At 71.8% G+C, this 25,258-nt stretch carries 26 protein-coding genes; 12 read left to right on the forward strand and 14 right to left on the reverse strand.

What is annotated here, in order from left to right; all coding sequences use genetic code 11:
* Positions 1–640 (forward strand): hypothetical protein (locus tag E1295_RS49185; protein ID WP_166427565.1); only part of this gene is annotated, 640 nt, incomplete at its 5' end.
* A gap of 133 nt (positions 641–773) precedes the next feature.
* On the opposite strand, the gene E1295_RS35485 is transcribed toward E1295_RS49185, so the two are convergent.
* Both E1295_RS35485 and E1295_RS35490 read right to left on the reverse strand, forming a co-directional pair.
* The gene (locus E1295_RS35485) at positions 774–1,718 is read right to left on the reverse strand and encodes a GNAT family N-acetyltransferase (RefSeq protein ID WP_132637514.1); all 945 of its coding nucleotides are present in this window, start codon (positions 1,716–1,718) and stop codon (positions 774–776) included.
* Positions 1,719–1,859: 141 nt separating this feature from the next.
* Positions 1,860–2,228, reverse strand: coding sequence for an aldolase/citrate lyase family protein (locus E1295_RS35490; RefSeq protein ID WP_132637516.1), 369 nt, complete (start codon positions 2,226–2,228; stop codon positions 1,860–1,862).
* Between the two features lie 30 nt (positions 2,229–2,258).
* Here E1295_RS35490 and E1295_RS35495 point away from each other — a divergent pair, with 30 nt between their 5' ends.
* On the forward strand, positions 2,259–2,621 hold the full coding sequence (locus tag E1295_RS35495) for a hypothetical protein (protein ID WP_132637518.1): 363 nt from the start codon (positions 2,259–2,261) through the stop codon (positions 2,619–2,621).
* Positions 2,622–2,705: 84 nt separating this feature from the next.
* Here the strand turns inward: E1295_RS35495 and E1295_RS35500 are convergent, their stop codons facing one another.
* The 4 genes from E1295_RS35500 to E1295_RS35515 are packed head-to-tail and all read right to left on the reverse strand — an operon-like array spanning position 2,706 to position 5,561.
* Positions 2,706–4,046, reverse strand: a complete 1,341-nt coding sequence (locus E1295_RS35500) for a mannitol dehydrogenase family protein (RefSeq protein ID WP_220449055.1) — start codon at positions 4,044–4,046, stop codon at positions 2,706–2,708.
* Positions 4,043–4,204, reverse strand: coding sequence for a hypothetical protein (locus E1295_RS49190; protein WP_166427566.1), 162 nt, complete (start codon positions 4,202–4,204; stop codon positions 4,043–4,045). The genes E1295_RS35500 and E1295_RS49190 overlap by 4 nt, the downstream gene beginning before the upstream one ends.
* Entirely contained in the window at positions 4,201–4,974 is a 774-nt protein-coding gene (locus E1295_RS35510) for a 6-phosphogluconolactonase (protein ID WP_132637522.1), read from the reverse strand. The genes E1295_RS49190 and E1295_RS35510 overlap by 4 nt, the downstream gene beginning before the upstream one ends.
* Before the next feature lie 11 nt (positions 4,975–4,985).
* Positions 4,986–5,561: an AGE family epimerase/isomerase gene (locus tag E1295_RS35515; RefSeq protein ID WP_132637524.1), complete on the reverse strand. Its 576-nt coding sequence runs from the start codon at positions 5,559–5,561 to the stop codon at positions 4,986–4,988.
* A gap of 77 nt (positions 5,562–5,638) precedes the next feature.
* Here E1295_RS35515 and E1295_RS35520 point away from each other — a divergent pair, with 77 nt between their 5' ends.
* From E1295_RS35520 to E1295_RS35545, 6 genes are all read left to right on the forward strand, one after another.
* A complete protein-coding gene (locus tag E1295_RS35520) occupies positions 5,639–6,280 on the forward strand; it encodes a hypothetical protein (protein WP_132637526.1) in 642 nt (213 codons plus the stop codon).
* Positions 6,281–6,355: 75 nt separating this feature from the next.
* Positions 6,356–7,345 carry a LacI family DNA-binding transcriptional regulator gene (locus tag E1295_RS35525; RefSeq protein ID WP_132637528.1) on the forward strand — a complete coding sequence of 330 codons (990 nt, stop codon included), beginning with the start codon at positions 6,356–6,358 and terminating at the stop codon, positions 7,343–7,345.
* Positions 7,346–7,409: 64 nt separating this feature from the next.
* Positions 7,410–8,213 (forward strand): sugar isomerase domain-containing protein, encoded by an 804-nt coding sequence (locus E1295_RS35530; protein WP_220449056.1) that lies wholly within the window; start codon positions 7,410–7,412, stop codon positions 8,211–8,213.
* Positions 8,204–9,406 carry a neutral/alkaline non-lysosomal ceramidase N-terminal domain-containing protein gene (locus E1295_RS35535; RefSeq protein WP_132637530.1) on the forward strand — a complete coding sequence of 401 codons (1,203 nt, stop codon included), beginning with the start codon at positions 8,204–8,206 and terminating at the stop codon, positions 9,404–9,406. Before E1295_RS35530 ends, E1295_RS35535 begins: the two co-directional genes overlap by 10 nt.
* On the forward strand, positions 9,403–10,536 hold the full coding sequence (locus E1295_RS35540; RefSeq protein ID WP_220449057.1) for an N-acetylglucosamine-6-phosphate deacetylase: 1,134 nt from the start codon (positions 9,403–9,405) through the stop codon (positions 10,534–10,536). The genes E1295_RS35535 and E1295_RS35540 overlap by 4 nt, the downstream gene beginning before the upstream one ends.
* A 37-nt stretch (positions 10,537–10,573) precedes the next feature.
* Entirely contained in the window at positions 10,574–12,067 is a 1,494-nt protein-coding gene (locus tag E1295_RS35545; protein ID WP_132637532.1) for a sodium:solute symporter family protein, read from the forward strand.
* Positions 12,068–12,112: 45 nt separating this feature from the next.
* Here the strand turns inward: E1295_RS35545 and E1295_RS35550 are convergent, their stop codons facing one another.
* The 8 genes from E1295_RS35550 to E1295_RS35580 form a co-directional block, all read right to left on the reverse strand.
* Entirely contained in the window at positions 12,113–14,428 is a 2,316-nt protein-coding gene (locus E1295_RS35550) for a discoidin domain-containing protein (protein WP_166427567.1), read from the reverse strand.
* 40 nt (positions 14,429–14,468) lie between these two features.
* A complete protein-coding gene (locus E1295_RS49195; protein ID WP_166427568.1) occupies positions 14,469–15,503 on the reverse strand; it encodes a hypothetical protein in 1,035 nt (344 codons plus the stop codon).
* Entirely contained in the window at positions 15,500–16,945 is a 1,446-nt protein-coding gene (locus tag E1295_RS35555) for an alpha-L-fucosidase (protein WP_220449058.1), read from the reverse strand. The genes E1295_RS49195 and E1295_RS35555 overlap by 4 nt, the downstream gene beginning before the upstream one ends.
* Entirely contained in the window at positions 16,942–17,121 is a 180-nt protein-coding gene (locus E1295_RS35560) for a DUF6903 family protein (RefSeq protein WP_132637537.1), read from the reverse strand. Before E1295_RS35560 ends, E1295_RS35555 begins: the two co-directional genes overlap by 4 nt.
* Positions 17,122–17,151: 30 nt before the next feature.
* Positions 17,152–18,033, reverse strand: coding sequence for a carbohydrate ABC transporter permease (locus tag E1295_RS35565; protein WP_132637539.1), 882 nt, complete (start codon positions 18,031–18,033; stop codon positions 17,152–17,154).
* 11 nt (positions 18,034–18,044) lie between these two features.
* Positions 18,045–19,028 (reverse strand): carbohydrate ABC transporter permease, encoded by a 984-nt coding sequence (locus E1295_RS35570; RefSeq protein WP_246080744.1) that lies wholly within the window; start codon positions 19,026–19,028, stop codon positions 18,045–18,047.
* A 1-nt stretch (position 19,029) separates the two neighbouring features.
* The gene (locus E1295_RS35575) at positions 19,030–20,352 is read right to left on the reverse strand and encodes a carbohydrate ABC transporter substrate-binding protein (RefSeq protein WP_132637541.1); all 1,323 of its coding nucleotides are present in this window, start codon (positions 20,350–20,352) and stop codon (positions 19,030–19,032) included.
* 136 nt (positions 20,353–20,488) lie between these two features.
* On the reverse strand, positions 20,489–21,505 hold the full coding sequence (locus E1295_RS35580; protein ID WP_132637543.1) for a LacI family DNA-binding transcriptional regulator: 1,017 nt from the start codon (positions 21,503–21,505) through the stop codon (positions 20,489–20,491).
* 92 nt (positions 21,506–21,597) lie between these two features.
* Here E1295_RS35580 and E1295_RS35585 point away from each other — a divergent pair, with 92 nt between their 5' ends.
* From E1295_RS35585 to E1295_RS49205, 4 genes are all read left to right on the forward strand, one after another.
* Positions 21,598–23,481, forward strand: coding sequence for a glycoside hydrolase family 35 protein (locus E1295_RS35585; protein ID WP_220449059.1), 1,884 nt, complete (start codon positions 21,598–21,600; stop codon positions 23,479–23,481).
* 49 nt (positions 23,482–23,530) lie between these two features.
* Entirely contained in the window at positions 23,531–23,677 is a 147-nt protein-coding gene (locus E1295_RS49200) for a hypothetical protein (RefSeq protein ID WP_165975037.1), read from the forward strand.
* Positions 23,678–23,857: 180 nt separating this feature from the next.
* Entirely contained in the window at positions 23,858–24,256 is a 399-nt protein-coding gene (locus E1295_RS35590; RefSeq protein ID WP_132637545.1) for a YbaB/EbfC family nucleoid-associated protein, read from the forward strand.
* Between the two features lie 44 nt (positions 24,257–24,300).
* A partial coding sequence (locus E1295_RS49205; protein ID WP_166427569.1) for a hypothetical protein occupies positions 24,301–25,258 on the forward strand: 958 nt, incomplete at its 3' end.

The following is a 25,258-nucleotide window of genomic DNA, read 5'->3' on the forward strand; positions in this document are numbered from 1 at the left end:
GCCGACCCTCGGCCCCACCTCCGCCTCCCCGCAGGACACGGTGCAGCCCTCGCCCTCCTCGACCGTGACCTCCACCTTCCCCCCGTTGCAGGACGTACCCGAAGTGTGCGACCTGCTGTCCGCGAGCCTGACCTCGCGGCTGGCGCCCAAGAGCGAGTCCGAGCCGGGCGTCGCGAAGGACGGGTACGGCGCCAAGCGCAAGGACTGCATGTGGAACCAGAAGGGCTACCACATGAAGGACGGCTACAACCTGAGCCGGTCCATCACCCTCAAGGTCAACGTCTGGCCGGACAACGACTCCGCCCTGGACGACGCCGAGTCCATGTGGCGCTCGATGCGCGACCAGTCGGGCCAGACCAAGGGTGACCCGTACTACACCGAACACGGAGAGATCAAAGAGGTCGGCGACCTGGGCGACGGGGCGTACGCGATCTACAACCAGCACACCAAGAGGCGCACGGCGGTGGCGTGGATGTTCGTCGTCAGGGGCAACACCACCGTCGACATCCGTTTCCACGGCACGGACAACAAGGGCCGCGAGATCCTGTCGAACAAGGACAGCCGGCCCGTACCCGAGGAGGAACTCCTGCGGGGCGTGGAGGAGATCGCGAGGGAGACGCTCAAGAACCTCGCAGGCTGAGGCTCTGCTGAGGGCCCCGGGCAACGCCCTCGTGGCCGAGGACGGCGCCGCCGAGCGGTCCTGCCCGTCTCGTCCGGTGGGGGTGATGGTCGCGTCATGAGCTCTGCCGGGCGCCGGCCCAGGAGGGGGCCGATCAGGCCCAGGTCATGTTGATCATGCGTTCGAAGGTGACGTAGCCGGCGCGGGCGAAGGCGTTCGCCATGGGCAGGTTGCCGAGATCCGTGGCCGCCCGGATGCGCGGAACCCCCTGCGCGGCCAGGATGCGGGTGCCCTCGGCGAGGATGTCGTCGATGTAGCCGTTGCCCCGGTGCGTGGGCACCACGGCGAGGTAGCCGATGACGGCGCTGTAGTCGTTGCGGGCCGGGGTGACGAACCCCACCGGCTCGCCGTCCGGCAACGTCGCGACCCGCCACCAGTCGCGCGGGCTCCGGTAGCGGGCGAGTTCGTCCTCGTAGTGCCTGACGGCGGCCTCGCGGGGAGGCAGCCGGGTCAGGTCGTCCCTGCTGTGCGCGTCGAGGGTGCCGTCGAGGACCTGCGTCATCAGGGAGAGGATCTCCTCGGTGTCGCGGACCGGCCGGAACCTCAGGCGCCCGCCCGGCGCGGGGACCGGCGTTCCCGCACGCCACTCCAGGCGGAGGCGTTCGACGAAGAGGCGGGCGCCGGTCCGTTCCAGCGCGGCCATGCGCTCCTCGACGGCGCGCCTGGCCGTCGCGTCGTCGCGCCAGCCGGGCGGCACGGCGCGGCCGTACTCGGGCGGGTGGGTCCCCGCCGGCACCACGACGGCCATGGCGGTGCGCAGCAGTCGCGCGCCGACGTCCACGCGGTCGTCGTCCGGGCCGCCGTCGTCGAGGTCGAAGACGTCGAGCAGGAAGGGTGCGTCGTCGCCCGTACGGCACCACCAGGCGGCCCTGGCCACCAGGCGGTCACCGCGCAGGGCGACCCACGTCCATTCCGGTCGCCGGCGGCCGGCTAGGAGGTCGTCGGCGAGTTCGTCGTTGAGGGTGTAGGGCAGCCGGGTGAAGAGGTCGAGTTCGTCGCGTCCGGTGATCGGGCGCACGGTCAGGTCGTTTCGTTCCACGGTCGAGACACACTCCCGCTGAGGGCGCTCGTCCGCTCCGGGGTCAGGCGCGGTCAGCGCCCCGGGAGGAGACAAGCGCGGTGATCATGGACATCGTCATGGCTTATCCCTCCTTTCGGTGTCGTGGTCCGGCTGCAAGGTTTATCCGATCATCGGCCCCCGGGCCAACCCCTTTTTTCGTCGCGCCCGGTTCTGCCCGGCGAAGGCGCGCAGCCTGGGCAGGACCACCCCGGCCAGCCGCGGATGGGCGACGGCACGCAGGTCCTCGGCCCCGGCCCAGCCGTCGAGCGGGTTGATCCGGACGAAAAGCGCCATGTCGCCGGCCGTGGTCGCGACGGCCTCGGCCACCTCGGCGCGGGCGGTGGATTTCCGGGCCGGCGGGACGGCGTCGTCGAGGACGGCCGCGTCGGCGCCCGCCGCCTCGGCCTTGGCGAACATGCGCGCGGCCCGTCGAGGCCGGCCGGGCACCGCCTGCGGGTCGGAGAGGCCGAACCGTCCTCGCCCGAGCATTGCGGTGTTCTGCCGTGGTTAAGTGATCGGATGACCGCATCAGGCAAGTGGGCGCGCTCGCTGGTGTCGGCCGGGGCCACCGTGCTGCTGGCCGCCTGCTCCTCCGGTGACGAGCCGCACACCCTTACCTTCGATGTCACGGGCGAAGGAAGTTTCGCCATCACCTACGTCATCAACGGCCGCTCCACGACCGTGCCCCAGGTGAGGCCGCCATGGCGGAAGGAGATCACCCTCGCTGAACAGGGTGAGGACACCTGGAGCCTTTCCATCCGGCGCCTGAGCGCCGGCTCGGTGACCGCCGTTGCCTATGTCGACGGCCAGCCCATCACCAGCAGCGCGGGCTCGGGAACAAGTGGCGGCGGCACCACCGACCTCAGCGGCTCCGTGGGCTGAACAGCCCTGCCGATACGGTGATCGCTTCGCCGGCGACGACGGCGTGCGCGCCCGGCTCGACCGCCCGGACGGCCCGGTCAGGGGCTAGACGAGCGCGCGGAGGGTGGCGGGCAGGCCGTCGGCGGTCAGCCGTTCCAGGTGGTCGGTGACCAGGTCGCGGAAGACCGGGTCGTCCGGCAGGTCGGTGCCGAAGATCTCGCCGATCGCCAGCAGTCGGTCCACGGTGGCCGAGGCGGAGGCCGTCTCGTCGCCGCGCAGCCGCTCGGCCAGGGGATCGGCCAGGTCGCGGGCCGTGGTGACGTACCGCATCCACCCGGCCACGGCCAGCGCGATCCAGCGGGGCTCGTGCCCGGCCGCCAGCCGCTCGCGGGCCGGGTCGAGCAGGCGCTGCGGCAGCTTCTGCGAGCCGTCCACCGCGATCTGCGCGACGCGGTGCCGCAGGCCCGGGTTGGCGAACCTGGCCATCAGCGACTGCTTGTACCGTACGAGGTCGAACCCCGCCAGCCCCTCCAGGGTGGGCGACAGGTCGTCGTCCATCAACCGGCGCAGGTATCCGGCGAACGCGGGGTCGCTCAGGGCCTCCGACACGTGCTCGGCGCCCGACAGGTAGGCGATGGCGGAATGGCTGCCGTTGAGCAGGCGCAGCTTCATGCGTTCGTACGGCCGCACGTCCCCCACCAGCAGCGCGCCCGCCCGCTCCCACGCGGGCCGGTCACCGGCGAACCGGTCCTCGATCACCCACTGCGTGAACGGCTCGGTGACGACCGCCCCCAGATCGGCCACGCCCAGCCTGGCGGCCATGTCGTCCAGGTCGGCCTGCGTGGTCGCGGGGACGATCCGGTCCACCATGGAGGCGGGGAACGTCATGTTCCGCTCGACCCACGCGAGCAGGGGAGGCTCGCACAGGTCCGCGACGAGCCCGGCGAGGACCGCGCCGTTGCCGGGCAGGTTGTCGCAGGAGATGACGGTGAGCGGGCCCGCGTCCGCGGCGGCTCGGGCGCGCAGGCCGGCCACGAGCCGTGCGATCGCGCCCCGGGGATCGGGGCGGTAGGCCCGCTCGGTGATGGTCACCGTGACCACGGCCGTCTCCGGGGCGCTCAGCCGCGCCGCCAGGTCGTCGCCGGGAACGAGCACCTCACGTACGGAGCCGACCACGCGGGCCTCGTCGCCGGCGCGCACGCCGTACAGGCAGTCCTGGGGGCGGAGGCGGTCGGCCACGTCGGTGCTGCGCTGGCTCGCCCCGCAGATGCCCCAGCGGTCGTCACCGGTCGCGGACATGGCCCGCTCGGTGTGAACGGCCTGGTGGGCCCGGTGGAAGGCACCGATCCCCAGGTGCACGACGCCGGTGGCGCGCGGCTCGGCGAGCGGGCGCGCGTCCGGCGCCACCCTGGACAGGGTGGCGCGGCTGAGCCTCACCAGGCTCACTGCGGGCTCACCACCGTGCCGACCACCGTGCCGACCACCGTGCCGACCACCGTGCCGACCACCGTGCCGACCACCGTGCCGACCACCGTGCCGACCACCGTGCCGACCACCGGGCCGACCACCGGGCCGACCACCGGGCGCACAGTTGAGGGGCTCACCGGTACGCCTCCAGGTCGGCGAAGAGCGTACAGGCCGGGTGGGTGCGCAGGACGGAGGCCGGGCAGCTCTCGCTGATCGGCCCGTCGAGCGCGGCGGCGAGCGCGGCCCGCTTGCCCGCACCGGGCACGGTGGCGACCAGCGTGCGCCCGGCCATCAGCGTGGGAACGGTCAGCGTGATCGCCCGCTCGGGCACGTCGGCGAGCGCGGCGAAGCACCCGTCGCTGACCTGCTGCCGCCGGCAGTCCTCGTCGAGCTCGACCACCTTGACCGCGAGGGGGTCGGCGAAGTCGGCCACCGGCGGGTCGTTGAACGCCAGGTGGCCGTTGTCGCCGATGCCCAGGCAGACCAGGTCGATCGGCGCGCTGCCGAGGAGCGCGGCGTAGCGGGCGCTCTCGGCCTCGGGGTCGTCGCCGGGCTCGATCACGTGTACGGCGCCGGGCCGCACGGCGTCCCAGAGCTCGTCGCGCATGAACCGGCCGAACCGCTGGGGCGCGCCGGCGGGCAGGCCGATGTACTCGTCCATGTGGAAGACGGTGACCCGCGACCAGCCGATGCCCTCGGCCGCGCGCAACCCGGCCAGCGTCTCCCGCTGTGAAGGAGCGGCCGCGAAGACGACCCTGGCCTCGCCGCGGGCGGCGAGCGCCGCGCGCAACGCCGCCACCGCGGCCCGCCCCGCCGCGGCGCCGGCCTGCGCCCTGTCGCTGAAGATCCGGACACCGAGGTGCCCGGCGGTCCGTTCGATCAAGGGGTCCGCGTTCGCGGTCGTCACGGCCGTCCTCCCTAGGAGCGGAGCTCGCGGAGCTCGATGATCTGCATGAGGTTCCTGGCGATGTGGTAAGGGTCCTTGACCGGCAGCGCGACGACCTCGTCGAGAGGTTCCCCTGCCCGGTTCCTGATCTGGATCCACTCCTCGCCGTCCGCTCCGCCGGGGAACGTGCCGATCGTGTAGTCCCAGATCCGCTCGAACCAGCGGGCCGCCTCCCGGTCGCCGTAACGCTCGGCCGCCAGCAGCGTGGTGTAGGCGGCCTCCGTGTGCACCCACCACAACTTCGTCGACCAGGTGCGGGTGACCAGGTCTTCGTACGGTCCTCCCGCGCGCCGCCCCGAGACGCCGACGTAGCGGAACAGCCCGCCGTGCTCGTCGTCCCACCCGGCGGCGCACAGGGCGGAGACGCTGGCGAGCAGGTCGCCGTGGTCGCCGGTCTCGCCGAGCGACTCGCCCGCCTCCAGCGCCATCCAGATGCCCTCCAGCGCGTGGCCGGGCGTGCGGTGCCTGGCCAGGACCGTGTCGCGCATGCCGGGATCGGCCACGAACGTCTCGGTGAACAGCCCGCCGTCCTCCCGGTGCGCGAGCATGGCGCGGCGCGCGGCGCGCGGCGCGCGGCGCGCAACTCGCCGGCGTAGGGGTTGGTCCGGTCCGCGGACGCGGCCTCATGGGCGCGTGCCTGGTCGAGCCGGGCGTTGAGGACGATCATGCGGGCGCCGAACCCCGAGCAGCCGGGCGGCAGCGGGTACGGAGGCGTCGGCGGATCGCCGGCCTCCACGTCGTCCGCGATCCGCTGGACGATCATGTCGATCGTGGGGAGGTGGACGGGCGAACCGGTGTAACGGGTGAGCTCGGCGAGCCCCATGGCGACGAAGGCGTCGGCGAAGACGCTGCGCTGCGCGGGCAGCGGCCGGCCGTCCTCGTCGAGCGCCGTGCCGCCCCGCCGGTCGAGGACGTAGGCGCACCGGCCGTCGCCGCCGACGGCGTGGTCGAGCAGGAAGGACGCGCCGCGTTCCGCGTGCCCGATGAGCGTGGCGGAGCCGGCGCCGAGCCGGTCGGGCGAGAGCAGGCCCCGGTCGGCGAGCCGGGCGGCGCGGGCGAGCAGCCACACGAAACGCCCCTGCGACCAGGTGAACTTGTTCGTCGACAGCAGGCGCCTGCCGCGGTTGTCGAAGCAGGTGAAGAACCCGCCGTGCTCGGTGTCGATGCCGTTGCCGAGCCAGAACGGGAGGACGACCTCCTCGAGCTGGCTGCGGGCGACCCGCTCGGGCTGCTCGGAACCCATGCCGTCCTTTCCTGCGGACAATGAAAGCGATTGCATGGATTCTTGCTCCGCTAGAGTACTCCGGTCAAGCTGGGGTGAGCCGAGGCCGAGGAGCGCGGGTTGAGCAAGCCGACGATCTACTCCATCGCCCGGCGGTGCGGCGTCTCGGCGGCGACCGTGTCGCGGGTCTTCAACCGCCCCGAGCTGGTCAGCCCGGCGGTCAGGGACCAGGTGACGGCCGTCGCCCGCGAGCTCGGCTACCTGCCCAACCCGGCCGCGCGCGGGCTGGTCACGGGCCGGGCCGAGACGATCGGGCTGATCGTCTCCGACATCACCAACCCGTTCTTCCCGCTGCTCGTGCGGTCGATCCAGCGTACGGCGGAGCGGATGGGCAGCTCGGTCATGCTGGTCGACGCGGAGGAGAGCGCGGCGGCGGAGGTGAGACACGTGGCCCGGCTGCGCGGGAGGGTGGACGGGGTGATCGTGGCCTCGCCGCGCTCGTCGTCGGCCGCGCTGCGCGAGGCGGCGAAGGGGCTGCCCTGCGTCCTGCTCAACCGGCCGCTGCGCGACCTGTCGTCGGTGATCTGCGACAACACCAGCGCGCTCTTCGACGCGGGCGAGCATCTGCACAAGCACGGTCACCGCAGGTTCGCGTTGCTCGCCGGGCCGAGCGCGTCGTGGGCGGCGGCCCGGCGCTCGCAGGCGATCCGCAGGTGGGCGCGCGGCCGCGAGGTCGAGCTCACCGAGCTCGGGCCGTTCCGCGCGACGTTCAAGGGCGGCCGGCAGGCCGGCGCCGCGCTGCTGGAGACCGACGCCACCGCGGCGTTCGCCTTCGACGACCTCACCGCGTGCGGGGTGCTCGCCGAGCTGGCCGGGCGGGGCGTCTCCGTGCCCGGCGACCGCAGCGTCGTGGGCTGCGACGACGTGCTGCTCGCCCGTACGGTGACGCCGAGCCTGACCACGGTGACCGCGCCGATGGACGGTCTCGGCGCCACCGCGGTCCAGGTGCTGACCAGGCGGATCGAGGCGCCGGGCGGCGCGCCGGAACACCACAGGCTGCCCGGGGTGTTCGTGGCGCGCGACTCCACGGGACCCCGGCCGACCCCTTGACCTGGATTCGGCCGTGGTCTTGAATGCCTGCAATCGCTTTCATCGGTCATGAGGAGCTTGCAGGGTGCGAAACGGACGGCCCAACGGACGGCCCGGCGGTCGGCACGCGTCGCTCATGCGCACGTACGCCGAGCAGGTCGCGGGCCTGATCGGCAGGATCGAGACCGAGGAGGCCGACGCCATCGAGGCGGCGGCGGCGCTCATCGCCGACCACATCACCGTGCGGGGGACGGACCGGCTGATCTACGTCTACGGCCCCGGCGGGCATTCCAACCTCGCCGCGCAGGAGGTGTTCTTCCGCGCGGGCGGCCTGGTCAACGTCAGCGCGATCCTCGACGAGGGCACGCTGCTGTCCGGTGGCGCGCTGCGCTCGATGGCCATCGAGCGCACCCCCGGCTACGGCCGCGTCGTCGTCGAGGACAACCGGCTCGGCGCGGGCGACCTGCTCGTCCTGGTCAACGCCTACGGCATCAACGCCGCGCTCATCGACGCCGCGCTGACCGCCCGCGAGCGGGGCGTCACGGTCATCGGCGTCTCCTCCAGGGAACACGCCGACAGCACCGCGCCCGATCATCCGGCCAGGCATCCCACCGGGCACAACCTGCACGACCTCGTCGACCTGCACATCGACACGAAGGTGCCGGTCGGCGACGCCGTACTCGAGATCGAGGGGATGCCCGAGCGGGTCGGCGCGATCTCGACGTTCGCCAACGCGTACGCGCTCAACTGCCTCATGGCCGCCGCGATCGCCGAGCTGGCCGGACGGGGCACGGTTCCCGAGATCTGGCGCAGCGGGAACGCGCCGGACGGCGACGAACGCAACGCGCTCTTCCTCGACCGCTTCCGGGGGCGGGTCCGATGGTTGTGACGGGAGACGGCCTGCTCGCCGGGGCCGCGGTCGCCGACATCACGCCGCCGCCCGGCGGCTCGCTCGCCGGTTACGCCGCCAGGACCTCCGCCTCCACCGCCGTGCACGACCCGTTGCAGGCCACCGCCGTGGCGGTCTCCGACGGCACGACCACCTCCGTCGTGGTCTGCGCCGACCTCATCGCCCTCGACCCGGAGACCACCCGGAGCATCGCCCGCGACGTGCGTGACCGTACGGGGGTCCCGGAGGAGCAGGTGGCCGTGGCGGTGACGCACACGCACGCCGGACCGGCGGTGACCGGGGGAGGCATCGGCGGGGTCGCCGACCCCGCGTACGTCCGGCACGCCTGCGCGCGGATCGCCGGAGCCGCGCAGGCCGCGGTCGGCGCGCTGACGCCCGCCGTGCTCCGCCGGGGCAGCGGCACGCTGCACGGCGTCGCGAGCAACCGGCGCGGCGGGAGCCTCACCGACACCGTGGTCCCCGTCGTACGGCTGGAGCGCGTGGACGGCGCGCCCATCGCCACCGTGTTCTCCTACGCCTGCCACCCGGTGACGCTCGGCCCCGGCAACCTCCAGATCACCGCTGACTGGCCCGGGTACGCGCGGCGGCACGTGCAGGCCAGGACCGGCGGCGTGGTGATGTTCCTCCAGGGCTGCTGCGGCCAGCTCAACACCGGGCACACCGCGGTCGACAGCCTGCGCGGCACCGAGCCGCGGCCGGACAGGACCTTCGGGGCCGCCGAACGCATCGGCACCCGGGTGGCCGCCGCGCGGGTCGAGTTGCCGCTCGGCGAACCGCTCGCGCCGGACCGGTTGCGGGCGCTCGCGGACGAACCCGACGGCATCTGGGCGGACTGGGCGCGCACCCAGCTGGCCGGCCCCGGGCCGGAGGCGGTCGAGGTCCAGGTCGCCGTGCACCGGTGGGGCGGCGTGCCGCTGGTGTTCCTGCCCTGCGAGCCCTTCGTCGAGTTCGCCGTGGAACTGCGCGCCGCGCTCGGCGATCCCGGGCTGCTCGTCGCCGGTTACTCGGGCGGGGTCCCCGGGTACCTGCCCTACCCCGAGGCGCACTACGAGGCGGGCGGCTACGAGATCTGCGAGGCCCACCGCGCCTACGGGCTGCGCGCCGCGTTCACCCCCGAAGCCGGCCGCCTGGTCATGGCCGCCGCCACGACGCTGGCAGGGGAGGCGCGGTGAAGGTCGAGGGCAGGCTCGCCGGCGGGCGTCCCGTGCACGTCGAGCTGGACGGACCGCGGATCGCCGCGGTCACCGAGGTCCGCGACGCCCCCGACGTGCTGGTGCTGCCCGGCCTGGTGGACCTCCAGGTCAACGGGTACGCCGGCCGCGACGTCAACGCGGACGACCTGTCGGCCGGCGACGTGGCCGAGCTGACACGGGAGCTGTGGAGGCGGGGCACCACGACGTGGTGCCCCACGATCATCACCGCGCCCGAGGACAGGATCGTCAGGAACCTGCGCGTGATCGCGGCGGCGAGACAGGCCGATCCGCTGGTCCGGCATGCCGTACCCGCCGTGCACGTCGAAGGGCCCAGCCTGGCGGCCGAGGACGGGCCGCGGGGCGCGCACGACGCCCGCCACCTGCGCGACCCCGACCTCGCCGAGTTCGGCCGCTGGCAGGAAGCGGCGGGCGGCCTCGTACGGATCGTCACGCTTGCCCCCGAGCGGGCGGGCGCCGTCCCCTACATCGGCGAGCTCGCCCGGCGCGACGTCATCGTGGCCATCGGGCACACGGCTGCGGCGCCTGCCGACATCGAGGCGGCCGTACAGGCGGGCGCGCGGCTCTCCACCCACCTCGGCAACGGCGCCCACGCGGTGATCCGCCGCCATCCCAACTACATCTGGACGCAGCTCGCGCAGGACCGGCTCGCCGCGACGTTCATCGCGGACGGGCACCACCTGCCGGCCGACACGTTCACCGCGATGGTGCGGGCCAAGGGAACCGGCCGGTCGCTGCTCGTCAGCGACTCCGTCACGCTGGCCGGATGCGCGCCGGGCGACTACACGACCCCGGTCGGCGGCCGGATCACCGTACGCGAGGACGGCCGGGTGACGCTGCCGGGAACCGACCTGCTGGCCGGTTCCGGAAGCTCGCTGATCGAGTGCGTCGCCTGGGCGGTCACCCACACGGAGATCGACCTCGGCACCGCGCTGCGCCTGGCGGCGGCGAACCCGGCCCGGCTGCTCGGGACCGGGGGCGGCCGGATCGAGCCCGGCGCGCCCGCCGACCTGATCGTCACCACGTCCGACCTGTCCGACCTGTCCGTCCTGCGCACCTTCGTGAACGGCGTGCCCGTCCACGGCGCCTGAACCGCACTGCTCCCCACCCCCCGAACTGGGAGATCTCATGGGCTTTCTCGACTGGCTAGTGATCTGTGGCTACTTCGTGGTGATGATCGCCATCGGTGTCTGGGCGAAGTCCCGCATCCGTGACGCCAAGGACTTCTTCACCGCCGGAGGCCGAATGCCCTGGTGGTTGTCCGGCATTTCGCACCACATGTCGGGATACAGCTCAGCGGTGTTCGTCGGTTACGCGGCGATCGCCTACACCGCCGGATTCACCCTGTACGTCTGGTGGGCGATCGGCATCACGTTCGCGATGCTGGTCGGGTCGGTCCTGTTCGCGCCGCGCTGGCCCCGGTTGCGGCAGCGGCTCGGGATCATCTCGCCGCTGGAGTATCTCGCGACCCGCTACAACGTTCCCGCGCAGCAGGTGCTCGCGTGGAGCGGCACCGCGCTGAAGGTCTTCGACGTGGGGGCCAAGTGGGCGGCGACCGCGCTGCTGCTCCAGGTGTTCGCGGGCGTGCCGATCGCCTGGGGTGTGCTGCTCACCGGCGGCGTCACGCTGGTCTACTCGACGATCGGCGGGCTGTGGGCCGACGCGCTCACCGACCTCGGCCAGTTCGTCATCCAGCTCGTCGCGGGGATCACGCTGTTCGTCGCGGTGCTGGCCCAGCTCGGCGGCATATCCGCCATCTGGACGTTGTGGGACAAGCTTCCCGAAGGGCATGGGCAGCCGTTCAACGGCACGTACACCATGGGCTTCGTCCTGGTCTACCTGCTGATCAACACGCTCTCCTACAACGGCGGCACGTGGAACCTCGCCCAGCGCTTCATCGCCGCGCCGACCGGCGACTCGGCCAGGCGGGCGGCGCTGTTCTCGGCGGGCCTCTACCTGTTCTGGCCCCTCGTGCTGTTCTTCCCGATGTGGGCCGCGCCGGTCCTGCTCCCGGGCCTGGCCGAGCCCGACCAGTCGTACGCGCTGCTGACCCAGCAGCTGCTGCCCGGCGGGCTCATCGGGCTCGTGCTGGCCGGGATGTTCGCCCACACCATGGCGATGACGTCCTCCGACGCCAACGCCATCTCCTCGGTGGTGATCAGGGACATCATCCCCGCTGTCTGGAAGCGGGCCCAGCGGTTGTCGTCCACGTCCGAGCTGCTGGCCGGCCGGGTCTCCACGTTCCTGTTCATCGCGCTGTCGATGGGCATCGCGCTCGGCGCGGACAGCTTCGGCGGCGTGCTCGGCCTGCTGATCCTCTGGTTCGGCGCGCTGGTCGGGCCGATCGCCATCCCGATGTTGCTCGGCATGTTGCCGATGTTCCGGCGCAGCGGTCCCGCCGCCGCGATCGGCTCCTGGGCGACCGGGCTCGTGGTCTTCGCGCTGCTGAAGTACGTCTTCCCCGGTCAGAGCCAGACCGTGGAGGTGGCCACGCCCGTCCTGTCGGCGCTGGTGGTGTTCGTGCTCGTCGGCCTGGTCGCTCCGGTGCGCGACGCCGAGGCCGACGCGCTGGTCGACTCGCTGAACGAGGAGCAGCCGGAGACCGCCCCTCGTCAGCACTAACCGGAGGTACGGGGCGGACGCCTGGACGTCCACCCCGTACCGTGGTCACCCGTCCGCGCGGTGGACGGCGATCTCCGTCATCGTCGGGCTGTACTCCTCGTCCGGCAGCCGCTCGGTGAGCGACACCCGCAGCTTGGACGTCGTGACGTCGCCGAACCCGGTGACGGACCTGTCGTGGCCGATGCCGTCGGAGCCCTGGGCGAACGTCACCCAGGAGCCGCCGGCGGCGTCCCACCGCTGCAGCTCGAACGACTTGACCCGGGGGTTGGTGCCCGAGTCGGTGTACTCGTCGAGGTAGACCTCGTCGAACGTGGTGTCCGCGCCGAAGTCGACGTCCAGCGTGATCGGGTAGGAGGCGTCGTCGGCCGCCGCCCAGCGGGTCGCCGGGTCGCCGTCGGTCAGGTTCTTCGCGACGAGCGTGCCGTTCGCGCCCGGGTGGGTCGAGCTGGCGGTGACGGGCTTGCCGAGCGCGAGGTTGACGCGGTCGTCGCCGGTCTCCTCCTCGATGGGGTCGTCGTCCACCGGGTCGTGGACCTTCTTGCCCCTGCGGCTCTCCGCCATGCCGATGTCGGGCGCGTCGCCGTAGTAGATGTGGGTGCCGAGGAAGTCCTCCTTGCCCAGGTGGGGGTTGTAGCGGCCGGCGTCGATGAGCGGGGAGTTCCCACGGAGCCTGAAGTGCGCGGCGGCCTTGCGGATGTTCTTCACGCCCGCCCCGGTGACGTAGCCGGCGGGGTCGCCCACGAACTTCGGATCGACGCGCAGACCGCGCGGGTCCGCCGGCTCCTGCGGCGAGTGGGTGCCGCTCGCCTCGTAGTAGTCGTTGTTGCTGAACACCGCCTGGCGCAGCGCGCCGGTACGGCGGTACCACGGCGTGGCATCCGTCTTCGAGGTGTTGTAGAAGATGTTGTTCAGGAAGTAGACGGTGCTCAGGAACGTCTCGTCGTGGAAGGTGTCGAGGTCCGCGCCGTCGTACACGAACGTGTTGTTCGCGAAGTAGGTCGGCGAGTAGTTCGTCGACAACATGTTCTTCACGAGCACGCCGTTGTCGTTGACGCTCAGGTTGTAGCGCGCGACCGAGTTCGAGCTGTTGCCCATGTACGCCATCCAGCCCGCCGCGTTGTCGTGCGAGTAGTTGAACTGGTAGGTGACGTTGAAGTTCGTGTACTCGAGGTCCCACGGCGTGCCGTCGAACTCGTTGTCCGGGCCGCCGTAGACCTCGTTGTACTGCATGACCGAGTCGGCGCCCGCCCACAGGTAGAGCCCGCACGACACCGCGTCGTAGCGCTGGAGGAAGCCGTTGACCTCGTTGTACTCCGAGATCAGGTGCTTGCTGTTGGCGAATTGGAACGCGCCCTGGCCGACGCTCTCCGCGTAGTTGTGGCTGATGGAGACGTCACGGCTGTACAGGTCGCGGGTGCGCACCCAGAGCTGCTCCCAGCCCTCGTGGAACTTGCCGCTCTCGTCGTACTCACCGGCGTCCTGACCGTCGGCGGCGAACCAGTTGAACGCGAACTGCACGGCGTGCAGCTCGACCTTCTTGAAGGTGTTGTTCTCGATCCTGACGTCCTTGAAGTAGTGGCCGCCGGTGCCGTACTCCTTGTAGCTCTTGCTGCCGAAGACCTGGAAGTTGACGCCGCCGTAGTGGATCTTCTGCCAGGTGCTCGGGCCGTCGAGGTCGTGGACGTGGACGTCGGAGACGCGGAAGTGGTCCATGACGCTGTCCGCGCCGGCCTCCAGCAGGTCGGCGTTGATGGAGACGGAGATGCCGTCGCGGACGTACGTGCCGGTCGTGATGTCGGTGGCGAAGTCGTCGTCGTTGGACAGCTCGACGTGGTCGATCTCGAAGTACTGCTGGTTGCGCAGCACGATGGCCCCGGTCAGGCCCACCGTCTCGGGGTTCTTGGTGCCGTCGGCGCGGAACGGGTTCGGCACCTTGCCGTTGGTCGCGATGTAGGGCAGGCGGGCGCGCGGGTCGCCGTACGCGGAGATGGTGATCGGCTGCTTCGCGCGGCCCGAGCCCTTCGGCCAGAGCTGCTCGTCGTGCCACTGCTCGCCGGCCTTGAGCAGGATGCGGTCGCCCGGCCCGAACGTTGTGGCGTTGACCTTGGCCAGGCTCCGCCAGGCGGTCTTCCGCGAGGTGCCGGCGGCGTCGTCGCGGCCGTTCGTGGCGTCGACGTAGTAGTCGGTGCCGCCGGTCCGGTTCGGTCCGTTGCCGGGCAGGTCCCGCTTGCCCGCCCGGTCGGAGGTACGGTCGGAGACGTTGCCGGGCGCCGCCGCTCCCGCCGGTGTGGCGGGAGCGAGCGAGGCCGTGACGAGCGCGGCCAGCAGGGCGGCCAGGCCCGTGCGGAGCGCCCTTGTCACGGGCCGCCTCCGGGCCGGAGCGCCGGGGGGTGTGGTGCCGTCAGGTTTCACTGTGAACTTCCTCTGTGGTGATGGACTCCACCGCCGCCGTGTCGACCGTGACGTGACCGTCGTCCACGCGGCGCTGGAGGTAGACGCCGAACTTCCTGTCGATGAGCGACTGCCGGATCCGCCGCGCGTACTCGGCGAACGCCGCGTCCTCGTCGACCGTCTTGCCGGTGAGCTCGTAGTAGGTGACCTGGCCGTCGCCCCGGACCGGGGCGGAGATGTCGCCCGGCGCGAGCCCGCCGAGCACCGCCATGAGGTCCTGCTGGTGCGCGGCCATGCCGCCGCCCTTGTGCGTGGCCTTCGTGAACCGGGCGCCCGGCTCGCCGGCGAGGTCCGCCAGCCGGCCGGCGTCGTCCACCCGCCGCTGCAGCTTCGCCAGGCGCGCGGCGGACCCGCCGTCCGGGACCGGCACCACGAGCTTCGCGTACGCGTACGTCGTCGCGTTGGCGCTCCAGGAGTCCCGGTCGGCGTCGAACTCCCGCCGGACCTCGGCGTCGCCGACATGGAGGGGGCCGTTCGCGTCCGCGCTGAGCCGCTGCTTCAGCCGGGTGGTGAGCTCGGTGAGCCGGTGCGAGTAGTACTCGTCGGGTGAGAACTCCGTCAGGCCGTACACGACCTCGCCCCTGGCCACGGCCTGGGCGCGTCGTTCGTTCTCCTCGGCCAGCTCGGCGAGGAAACCGGCGTGGTCGACCGAGCCGGCCAGCCCCTGCTCCTTCGCCAGGATGAGCGTCGTCTTGTCCCGCTTGACCTCGTCGAGCGCGCGCTCGGCCAGCCGCTGGAGCGCGCTGCGGTCGCCGGCCCGCGCGTCCCAGTCGACGGCGCCCGTGAGGTGGTAGCGGTTGCGCAGCTCGTTCTGCACGGCCGGGGCCAGCCGCCGCATGTGGAAGAGCAGTTCGTCCCTGGTCACGGCGTGCCCGCCGACGGAGGCGACCTCGCCGCCGCGCTGGCTGATGACCGCGCCGGTCAGCACGAGCGCGGCGAGCGCGGCGCCCACGCCGGCGAACAGGACGGCGGTCCGCCGCTTCATGGCGTCGCCTCGATCGCGGCCGCCCGGGAGACGACGGGGGCGTCCCGGAACTGGGGGATCTCGATCCGCACGGCGTCCACCTCGGCCGCCGGGAACGTCAGGATGCGCTGGTGGCCCACGGCGTTCGCTTCGGCGAGCCGCTTCCACCCGCCGTCGCCGCGCCCTCGGACGACGACGTGTTCGATGCGTTGCCCCTGCGCGATGTCCTCGCCCACGACGACCGCCTCGATCCGACGCGGTCCGGCGAACGTGAGTGTCACAGCGGGCAGCGGGTCGTCGCCGTCCGGCCGCCACGGCGTACGGCCCTCACCGTCCGGCGCGGCGGGCCACGCGGTCGCGACGTCGCCGGGGGAGCCGGACGACACCGCCGCGACCGCCTTCGCACGCCGTCTCCTGAAGTCGTCGATGCGCCGCCCGAGCCGCTCCAGCACCGCCACGTCGGCGTCCCGCATCCGCCCGTCGCGGGCCGGCGGGACGTTGAGCAGGAAACAGGAGTTCCCGCCGACGGAACGCAGGTAGATGTCGAACAACGTGTCGGCGGACCGGACCTCGCCGTCCTCGGCGGGACGGTGGAACCAGCCGGGGCGGATCGAGGTGTTGACCTCCGCCGGATACCACACCAGGTCGTCCTCGTGCCCCGCCAGCGCGGCGCGGCTGCCGAGGTCGCGGTCGTCGCTGCGGACCAGACGGGCGAACGCGCCGTCGTCGGCCCGCTGCGAGCGCTCCGCGATCCGCTCGGCGTCCTGGAGGGCCCGCGGCACCACGCTCCACTCGTCGGGGCGGGTCGCCCCGGCCTCGTTGCCGCACCAGCGCACGTCGGGCCCGCACACGTTGATGACCGCGCCGGGCTGCAGCTCGCGGACCACCGCGTAGTACCGCTCCCAGTCGTACACCTGCCGCCTGCCGTTCGGGCCCTCGCCGTTCGCGCCGTCCAGCCAGACCGTGAACACCGGTCCGTACCGGGTGAGCAGCTCGGTCAGCTGGGCCACGTAGAAGTCGTCGTACGCGGTGCCGGAGCCGTACGAGGCCTCGTGGCGGTCCCATGGCGACAGGTAGATCCCGAACCGCAGCCCGTGCCGCCGCGCCGCGTCCGCCACCTCCGCGACCACGTCGCCCCGGCCGCCGCGCCACGGCGACGACGCCACCGAGTACGTCGTGACGTCGCTCGGCCACAGGCAGAAGCCGTCGTGGTGCTTGCAGGTGAGGATCACGCCGGTCATCCCCGCGGCCTTCAGCGCCGTGACCCACTGGTCGGCGTCGAGCTCGGCCGGGTCGAAGAGGGCCGGGTCGTCGTGTCCCTCGCCCCACTCCCGGCCGGTCATCGTGTTCATGCCGAAGTGGATGAAGCCGTAGAACTCCATCTCCTGCCAGGCGAGCTGGCGGCTGCTCGGGCGTACCCGCGCCAGCGCCCGTCCGTCGGCGACGGTCCGCCGCGCGCTCACCGGAACCTCCGGTTGTACGAGGCCAGCACGGCCAGCAGCCCGGCGAGCGCGACCAGCATGATCGCCAGGTTGCCCCACCCGACCGTCGAGCGGGCGGCGACGACCACGGCGACGCAGCCCGCCGCGACGAGCGTCCTGGCGGTGACGAGCAGCGCGCTGCGCGTCGATTCCTTCATTGACGGATTCCTCTCTCCGGGGAGCGCCGGTCAGCCCTTCACGCCGCCGGACGCCATGCCTTCGATGAGCCGGCGCTGGATGAGCGCGTAGAAGATGAGGACGGGGACGATGACGATGACCATGCCGGCGTACAGGCGGCCGTAGTCGGCCGCCGCCTTCTGCGCGGTCATCAGGTTGAGCAGGCCGACCTGCAGCGTCTTGCCCTCGCCCGGGAGCAGGGTGAGCGCGATGATGTAGTCGTTCCAGTAGGCCAGGAAGTTGAACAGCAGCACGGTGGTGAGCGCCGGCCGCGCCATCGGCAGCATCACCCGGGTCATGATCTGGAAGCGGGAGGCCCCGTCGAGGGCCGCCGCCTCCTCGAAGTCCACGGGGATCGAGCGGAAGTACGCGGCGAGCAGGTAGATGGTGAACGGGATCGAGGTGGCCGCGTAGACGAGCGACAGGACGGCGGGGTTGTCGATGAAGAAGCCGCCGGGGAACACGTCGGCGAGCGCGCGGTCCCAGCCGACGAGCATGAGGAAGATCGGCACGACGATGTAGTTGACGTTGACGAACAACCCTGCCAGCAGCGCGACCTCCACGAGGCCGCGGCCGCGGAACTCGTAGCGCGCGACGACGTAGGCCGCGGGCACCGACACCGCCACGACGAACACCAGCCCGAGCACCGTGACCAGCACCGAGGTGAGGAAATAGGAGCCCATGCGCGCGGTGACGAAGGCGTCGACGAAGTTCTGCAGGTGCAGGCCCTCCGGCAGCGTCCACGGGCTGCCGTAGAACTCGCTCTTCCCCTTGAGCGAGGCGAACAGCACCCACGTGACCGGCACCGCGATGGCCAGGGCGATCGCGATGACGAGGACGTAGGTCAGCGCCCTGCCGGTCCTCGGCCGTGCGGCGCTTCTGATCGTGGTCATGGTGGTGGTCCTCAGAACTGGAGGGGCTCGCGCCGTGTCGCCCGGCTCACCAGCAGCGACACGAGGAACGAGAAGGCGAAGATGACGACGCCGATGGCCATGCCGTAGCCGTACGACGAGTTCGTGTAGGCCTGCTTGTACATGTAGCTCAGCAGCACCTCCGACGAGCCGTCGGGCCCGCCGCCGGTCATGGCGCGGACGAGCACGAAGCTGAGGTTGACCGCGCTCATGACGAAGAACGTCAGCGTCGTGCGGAGGTTCTGCCAGATGAGCGGCAGGGTGATGGCGAAGAACTGCCGCACCGGGGACGCGCCGTCGAGCGCGGACGCCTCGTACACGTCCTCGGGGATGCTCGCCATGCCGGCCATGTAGAGGACCATGTAGTAGCCGAGCGACTGCCAGACCATCGCGATCGCCACGGACCAGAGCACGAGGTCCTGGTCGCCGAGCCAGACCTGACGCAGCCCGTCGAGCGACAGCGCCCGCAGCGTGCCGTTGATCAGGCCGTTCTCCTGGTCGAAGACGGCGGAGAAGATCGCCGCGATGACGACCACCGACAGCACGCTCGGGACATAGAGGACGAACCGGTAGAGGGTGCGGCCGCGCAGCCGCTGCCGCGTCATGACCGCCGCCAGGAACAGGCCCATGCCCATCGTCACCACGGTCACGACGACCAGCAGCGCGACGGTGTTCTGGAACGCGCGGACGAACTGCGCGTCGTCGAGCAGCGCGGTGAAGTTGTCCAGCCCGACGAAACGCATGTCGGGTGAGAAGCCGCTCCAGGTGTAGAACGACATCCGGAACACGTTCACGGTCGGGACGACCATGAACACCGCGAAGAGCACCAGCGCCGGCAGCAGGCAGGCGAGCACGAAGAGACCGTTGCCGCGCCGGCGCGGCGCGGGCCCCGCCGCGCCCCCTCGGCCGGGCGCGGGCCCTGCCGCGCGGGGCGTCGCGGCGCGCGGCGGCAGGGTGCCCGATGGGTTGCCGGGCACGTCAGCCACCCGCCTGGCGCAGCTTCTCGCTGGCCTCGTGGAGCGCGGACTGCCACTGGTCAAGGGTCTTGTCGCCGCTGATGATGCTGTTGGCGGTGTCGAAGAGCGTGGCCTTGATGTCGACGCCCTTGACCGGGGCGGTGCTGGCGAACCCGCCGACGAGGGCGGCGACCGACGGGTCCTCGTAGACCTTGTAGAACTCGGCGTTCTCCTCGGTCAGGCTGCCGGCGATGCCCTCGACCGGCTGGATCGCGTCCGACGCGGCGAAGATCTTGGCCGCCTCGTCGGAGTAGAGGTAGGCGACGAAGTCCTTGGCCGCGTCCTTGTTCTTGGCGGCGGCGGGGACCCAGACCGACTCGACCGACGTCGTGATGTAGCGCTTGCCGCCCTCGGTGACCGCGGGCAGCGGCGTCAGGCCCCAGGCGAAGCCGTCGGCGCGCGGGGCGTCGGCCATCTCGCCGACGATCCACGTACCGTTCGGCATGAACAGCGCCTTGTTGTCGAGCACGGACTGCTGGTTCTTGGTGAAGTCCTGCTCGTTGGCGTAACCGACCGTGGTCGGCGCGGCGTACTTCAGCAGCCGGGCCGTGAGGTCGAGCGCCTGCCGGGCCTGCGGCGTCTTCCACACACCCTGCTTGTACGTCATCACGTCGGTGTAGAACTGCTCGCCGCCGATGTCGGCCAGCAGCGAGAAGAAGTAGGAGTCGAGGTAGCCGGCGGTCGGGTAGGTGAACAGCGCGATGCCGTCCTTCTTGGCCTTCTCCCCGAGCTCGAACATCTCGTCCCAGGTGGCCGGGACCTTCCAGCCCTTCTTGTCGAACAGGCCCTTGTTGTAGAACAGGCCGGTCGGCGCGTAGTACATCGGCATCGTGTACGTCTTGCCGTCGCCGTAGGGGTTGGTGTTGAGGTTGCCGACGATGCCCTCGATCAGCTTGTCGCCGACGGTTTTGTCCTCGCCGGGGACCTTCGCCTCCAGCACGGGCGTGAGGTCCTCGAGCGCCTTGTCCTTGATGAGGGTCTCGGTGAGCGCGGCCTTGCGGCCCTGCCCGAGCACCACGACGTCGGGGAAGCGCCCCGCCTTCATGTTGGGGGTGATCTCGTCCTCGATGCTCTTCGAGATCTGCAGCTGCACGTCCACGCCGGGATGCGCGCTCTCGTACGCCTCGATGACCTTGGTGTACATGTCACGCCCGTAACCGCCTTCGAGGGCGGCGACGCTGAGGGTCGTCGTGCCGGAGTCCTGGCCGTCCCCTTCGGCCGCGCAGCCGGTGAGCAGTCCGAGCGCCGTGAGCGCGGCGCTCGCGAGGACGAGTGATCTCCTCATGGTTCTGGGATCCTTCCGTTTTGGCTGCCCACCTGACGGGGCGGGGGAACGGGTCCGGGGTCCGGACGTTGTTACAGTGGCATCGATAACATGGCCGACGCAAGAGGGTAGTTCCTGGAACGGCCCTCATGAGGGCTCAGGGGGAGCGCGGCGGCGCCGTGGACGCCCGCACCGAGAGCGACGCGGTGACGAGCGTCTCGCCGGCGTCGGCCTGCCGCAGCAGGAGGGCGACGGCCGCCGCGCCGGAGCGGTAGAAGTCCTGCCTGACGGTGGTCAGCGGCGGGGTGCAGTAGGCCGCCAGCTCGATGTCGTCGACGCTGACGATGGACACGTCCGCGGGCACCGACCTGCCGCCCTCGCGCAGGGCGCGGATCACCCCGAAGGCCATCTCGTCGCTGGCGGCGAAGACGGCGGTCACGTCGGGGATCATCGCGAGGACCTGCCCCTGGCGGTAGCCCGAGTCGGGCGACCAGTCGCCCTCCAGCGGGGGCGGCGCCTGGACGCCGGCCGCGGCCAGGCATTCCTGCCAGCCCTGCCGCCGCTGGCGGGCCTCGATCCACTCGTCGGGCCCCGAGACGTGCCACACCTGGCGGTGCCCGAGGTCGAGCAGGTGCTGCGTGGCGATGCGGCCCGCCTCTTTCTGGTCGATCCCGAGCACCCGGGCGCTCGCGGTGCGCGAGCCGTCGAGGGTGACGGTCGGGATGTCGCGGGTGATGTCCTCCATCTTCTGCGTCACGGAGATCAGCGGCACGGCGATGACGATGCCGTCCACGCCCTGGTCGGCCAGCTTGGACAGCGATCGCTCCATCAGGGCGGTGTCGAGCCTGGAGATGGTCGCGATGCTCACCGCGTAGCCCTCCTCGCCCGCGGCCGCCTCCACGCCGGCGGTCACCGCCGAGCGCGAGTAGTAGCCGCCCGACTGCAGCAGCACGAGCCCGATGGTGTGGCTGCGCCCGGAGGAGAGCACCCTGGCCGCGTTGTTGAAGCGGTAGCCCAGCTGCTCGACGGCGGCGAGCACCCGCTTCCTGGTCTCCGGGTTGACGTTGGGCGAGTCGCGCAAGGTGCGCGAGACGGTCTGCGCCGACACCCCGGCCGTCCTGGCCACGTCGGTCATGCTCGGCTGCCTCGCGGGCCGCTCGGTGGCTCCGGTCATGGCGCTCCTCTCTCGCGGCCTGCCCGCGCGTTCGTCAGGTGAATCCTACCGCGGTTGTTACATATGGCATCGATAACATAGGCTCTCGCACCGTGATCGAGCTCCCCGCGCCTGACGCATTCCCGGACCGGACGACGACCACGGCCGACGCCCCGCCCGGCGAGCGGGCCGAAGCGCGGGCCCTGGCGCGGGCCGGTGCGTCCGTGAGCGCGCTCACCTGGAGCGGGCGCCGCCTGCACCGGTACGGCGTGCCCCACCGCATGCTGGCCGGAGGGCTGCACTACTTCCGCGTCCACCCCGGCCTGTGGCGTGACCGGATGCGCCGCCTGGCCGACCTCGGGCTCAACACGGTCGACACCTACGTGGCGTGGAACTTCCACCAGCCCCGCGAGGACGCCCCGCCGCGCTTCGACGGCTGGCGGGACGTCGAACGGTTCATCCGCATGGCGGGGGAGGAGGGACTCGACGTCGTCGTCCGGCCGGGGCCCTACATCTGCGCCGAGTGGTCGAACGGCGGCCTGCCGAGCTGGCTCACCGCCCGCGACGTCGCGCTGCGCAGCTCCGACCCCGCGTTCACCGCCGCGGTCGGCCGCTGGTTCGACGAGCTGATCCCGCGCATCGCCGCGCTCCAGGCCGCCGAGGGCGGGCCGGTCGTGGCGGTGCAGGTGGAGAACGAGTTCGGCAGCTACGGCGACGACCAGGGTTACCTGCGCTGGAACCGCGAGGCGCTGACCAGCCGCGGCATCACGGAGCTGCTGTTCACCGCCGACGGCCCCACCGACCTGATGCAGGACGGCGGCACCCTGCCCGGCACCCTGGCCGCCGTCACCCTGGGCTCCAAGCCCGACGCCGCCCGTCGCCTCCTCGCGGCGCGGAGGCCGGACGAGCCGTTCGTCGTCGCCGAGTTCTGGAACGGCTGGTTCGACCACTGGGGAGAACGCCACCACGTGCGCGGCGCGGACAGCGCCGCGCGCGTCATCGAGGGCATCGTCGCCGACGGCGGCAGCGTGAGCCTCTACATGGCGCACGGCGGCACCAACTTCGGGCTCTGGGCCGGCGCCAACGAGGAGGACGGCCGGTTGCAGCCCACCGTGACCAGCTACGACTCCGACGCGCCCGTCGCCGAGGACGGCACGCTCACGCCCAAGTTTTTCGCCCTGAGGGAGGCGCTCGGAGCGCGCGGCCCCCTACGGGTGCCGGAGCGCATGCCGACGCTGCCGCCGGCGCGCGTTCCCCTGACGCACCGGGCCGACCTGCTCGCCGGGCTCGTCGCCGTACCCGCGCCCACCTCGACCGGGCCGCGGCCGGCCTCGTTCGAGCGGCTCGGGCTCGACGCGGGGATGGTCCTGCACACCGCGCACCCGCGCATCCCGGCGGGCGAGCACCGGCTCGTCCTCACCGACGTACGCGACCGCGCCCTGATCTTCTGCGACGGCACGTTCCTCGGCGAGGCGGGCCCCGACCGCCGCGAGTTCCCGGTACGCGGAACCGGCGCCGTCGTACGCCTGGAGGTCCTCGTCGAGAGCCTCGGCCGGGTGAACTACGGGCCTGGCCTCGGCCGGCACAAGGGCCTGATCGGCCCGGTGCTCGTCGACCGGCGGATGGTCCAGGGCTGGGACAGCACGCCGATCGCCCTGCAGGAGTGGACCGAGGCCGAGACGGCCCGCGCGCTCGCCGCCGGCCCCCCGGCCACGCGCAGCGGGTTCGCCGTCGCGACCGTCCGGGCCGGCACGCCCGCCGACACCTTCCTGGCCCTGCCGGGGTCGGGCCGCGGCCTCGTCTGGGTCAACGGGTTCCTGCTCGGCCGCTACTGGGAGGTCGGGCCGCAGGTCACGCTGTACTGCCCGGCGCCGCTGCTGCGCGCCGGCGAGAACACCGTGACGGTGCTGGAGCTGGAGCGGCTCGGCATGGTTCTGGAACTACGGGACCATGCCGAGCTGGGACCGGTGGAGGAGTACGTCGAGGAGTTCGGCTGACCTCCGGCCGGGGCGCGTGACGCGGGAAGGCCGGGGTAGGGACAGCCGCATGGCACTCATGGACCGGGTACGCGCGTACATGCGCAGCCCCAAAGGCAGGCAGAACGTCGAGAAGGCCAAGCGGATGGCCCGTGACCCGCACACGCAGCAAAAGGTACGGCGCTTCCTGGACCGCTTCAGGACCCGGCGCCACTGACCCCTCGGACCACCGGCCCGGCGACGGCTGCCGTCCACGTACCGGCTCCGACGAGGCCCGCGGAAGGCATTCCGGCTGCTGGCCCTGGATGAGCAGCATTTCCCGTCTCGTCGTGACGTGACGGGAAATCGTGGTATACGGGACATACGGTGCTTGTGTGGTCGACGTGAGGGGTAGCCGATGTCAGGTGACGAGCAGTGGCGGCTGCTTGAGCAACTCGTCCAGGAGGTGAACCAGCAGACCGAGCAGCTCAAGCAGATGCAGGACAAGATGCGGGACCTCTCGGCGACGTCCAGGTCGAAGGACGGCATGGTCAGCGTGACCGTCGGCCCGCAAGGCGAGGTGCGCACGATCGACCTCGACCCGCGCGTCTACCGCAAGCTGTCGCCGTCGGAGCTGTCCGCCTCGATCGTCGAGCAGATCGGCAAGGCCGCCGGGCAGGTGCGCGGCGACATGAAGGAGCTGATGGAGCCCTTCGTACCCGGCCTTCCCACCGACGATCTGTTCGGCGAGGCCATGAACTTCGAGGCGTTCCTGCAGCGGCCCGGCAGGTCGCCGGGGCCACGGCCGCCGATGTGACCACCCGGCCGGCACCCTCGACCGAAAGCGAATGACACCGTCTGATGGGGCTCGATCTCAGCCTGGTGCCCGATGTCGTGAAGCCGATGGCGCTGCCGCTGACGGGCGGGGCGTTCCCTGACGCCGACGCCTACGACATCATCGCCCAGGCCTCGACACTGGAGGACCTGGCCGACCAACTCGCCAGACTCCGAGCGGACGACGCCGGCGCGGTCGCGGGGATGTTACGCGGCCAGGAATGGCAGGGCCCCGCCAAGGAGGCGTTCGAGCAGGTGTTCGCCGCGCTCGGCGGCCAGCCGGACACCACCCGCGGGCAGTCCGCGGAGGCGCTGCTCGACCTGCTGGAACAGGCGCTGCGTAACGAGGCGGCCGCCCTGCGCGAACACGGCGTGCGGATGCAGCACACCCAGTGGATGATCTACGCTTCCCTGGCGCTGCTCGGCGCGGCGATCGTCAGGCTGCTGGTGTGGATGTGGGTCAACGGGCCCGCCGTGCTCAGGCTCATCCAGCACAACACGCTCCTGACCCGCGCCCGCATCCAGACGATCAAGCAGCTCATGCTGAGGAACATGCTGCTGTTCGCCGGGATCGGCGGCGGCCTCGACCTCGGCGTGCAGGGGGCGCAGCAGCTCTGGGGAGCCCGCGAGGCCGGTGACTTCGACCTCGCGTCACTGGCGGTGTCCACCGGCAGCGGCGCCCTCACCGGAGCCCTGTTCGCCGGGGCCAACGCGGGCCTTTCGCGGCTGCTGAGCCGGGACATGGTGTACCTCGCCTCGGAGGCCGAGCTCGCCGTACGCGACCGGCTCGTGGCGTACGGGCAGAGCATCTACGGCCAGGCGCTGCTGGGCGGGCTGGCGGGCACGGGGGGCGCGGTCCCGGGGCTGGCGCTCAGCGGGCAGCTCGACCCTGCCCACCTGACCTACACCTTCATCGCCGGGGTCGCCGGCGGCCTCGACGTCCCGGCGGCGGCGCGGGTCGGCTACACCCCGCTGCCATCCCCCC

This window comes from Nonomuraea mesophila, assembly GCF_004352805.1.
GTDB lineage: Bacteria > Actinomycetota > Actinomycetes > Streptosporangiales > Streptosporangiaceae > Nonomuraea > Nonomuraea longispora.

Excerpts from the sequence above, each read along its gene's own strand:
- E1295_RS35490 (WP_132637516.1), bottom strand. The coding sequence starts at position 2,228 with ATGCTCGGGCGAGGACGGTTCGGCCTCTCCGACCCGCAGGCGGTGCCC.
- E1295_RS35495 (WP_132637518.1), top strand. The coding sequence starts at position 2,259 with ATGACCGCATCAGGCAAGTGGGCGCGCTCGCTGGTGTCGGCCGGGGCC.
- E1295_RS35515 (WP_132637524.1), bottom strand. The coding sequence starts at position 5,561 with ATGCTCGCGCACCGGGAGGACGGCGGGCTGTTCACCGAGACGTTCGTG.
- E1295_RS35520 (WP_132637526.1), top strand. The coding sequence starts at position 5,639 with ATGGGCGCGTGCCTGGTCGAGCCGGGCGTTGAGGACGATCATGCGGGC.
- E1295_RS35535 (WP_132637530.1), top strand. The coding sequence starts at position 8,204 with ATGGTTGTGACGGGAGACGGCCTGCTCGCCGGGGCCGCGGTCGCCGAC.
- E1295_RS35545 (WP_132637532.1), top strand. The coding sequence starts at position 10,574 with ATGGGCTTTCTCGACTGGCTAGTGATCTGTGGCTACTTCGTGGTGATG.
- E1295_RS49195 (WP_166427568.1), bottom strand. The coding sequence starts at position 15,503 with ATGAAGCGGCGGACCGCCGTCCTGTTCGCCGGCGTGGGCGCCGCGCTC.
- E1295_RS35560 (WP_132637537.1), bottom strand. The coding sequence starts at position 17,121 with ATGAAGGAATCGACGCGCAGCGCGCTGCTCGTCACCGCCAGGACGCTC.
- E1295_RS35565 (WP_132637539.1), bottom strand. The coding sequence starts at position 18,033 with ATGACCACGATCAGAAGCGCCGCACGGCCGAGGACCGGCAGGGCGCTG.
- E1295_RS35575 (WP_132637541.1), bottom strand. The coding sequence starts at position 20,352 with ATGAGGAGATCACTCGTCCTCGCGAGCGCCGCGCTCACGGCGCTCGGA.
- E1295_RS35580 (WP_132637543.1), bottom strand. The coding sequence starts at position 21,505 with ATGACCGGAGCCACCGAGCGGCCCGCGAGGCAGCCGAGCATGACCGAC.
- E1295_RS49200 (WP_165975037.1), top strand. The coding sequence starts at position 23,531 with ATGGCACTCATGGACCGGGTACGCGCGTACATGCGCAGCCCCAAAGGC.
- E1295_RS35590 (WP_132637545.1), top strand. The coding sequence starts at position 23,858 with ATGTCAGGTGACGAGCAGTGGCGGCTGCTTGAGCAACTCGTCCAGGAG.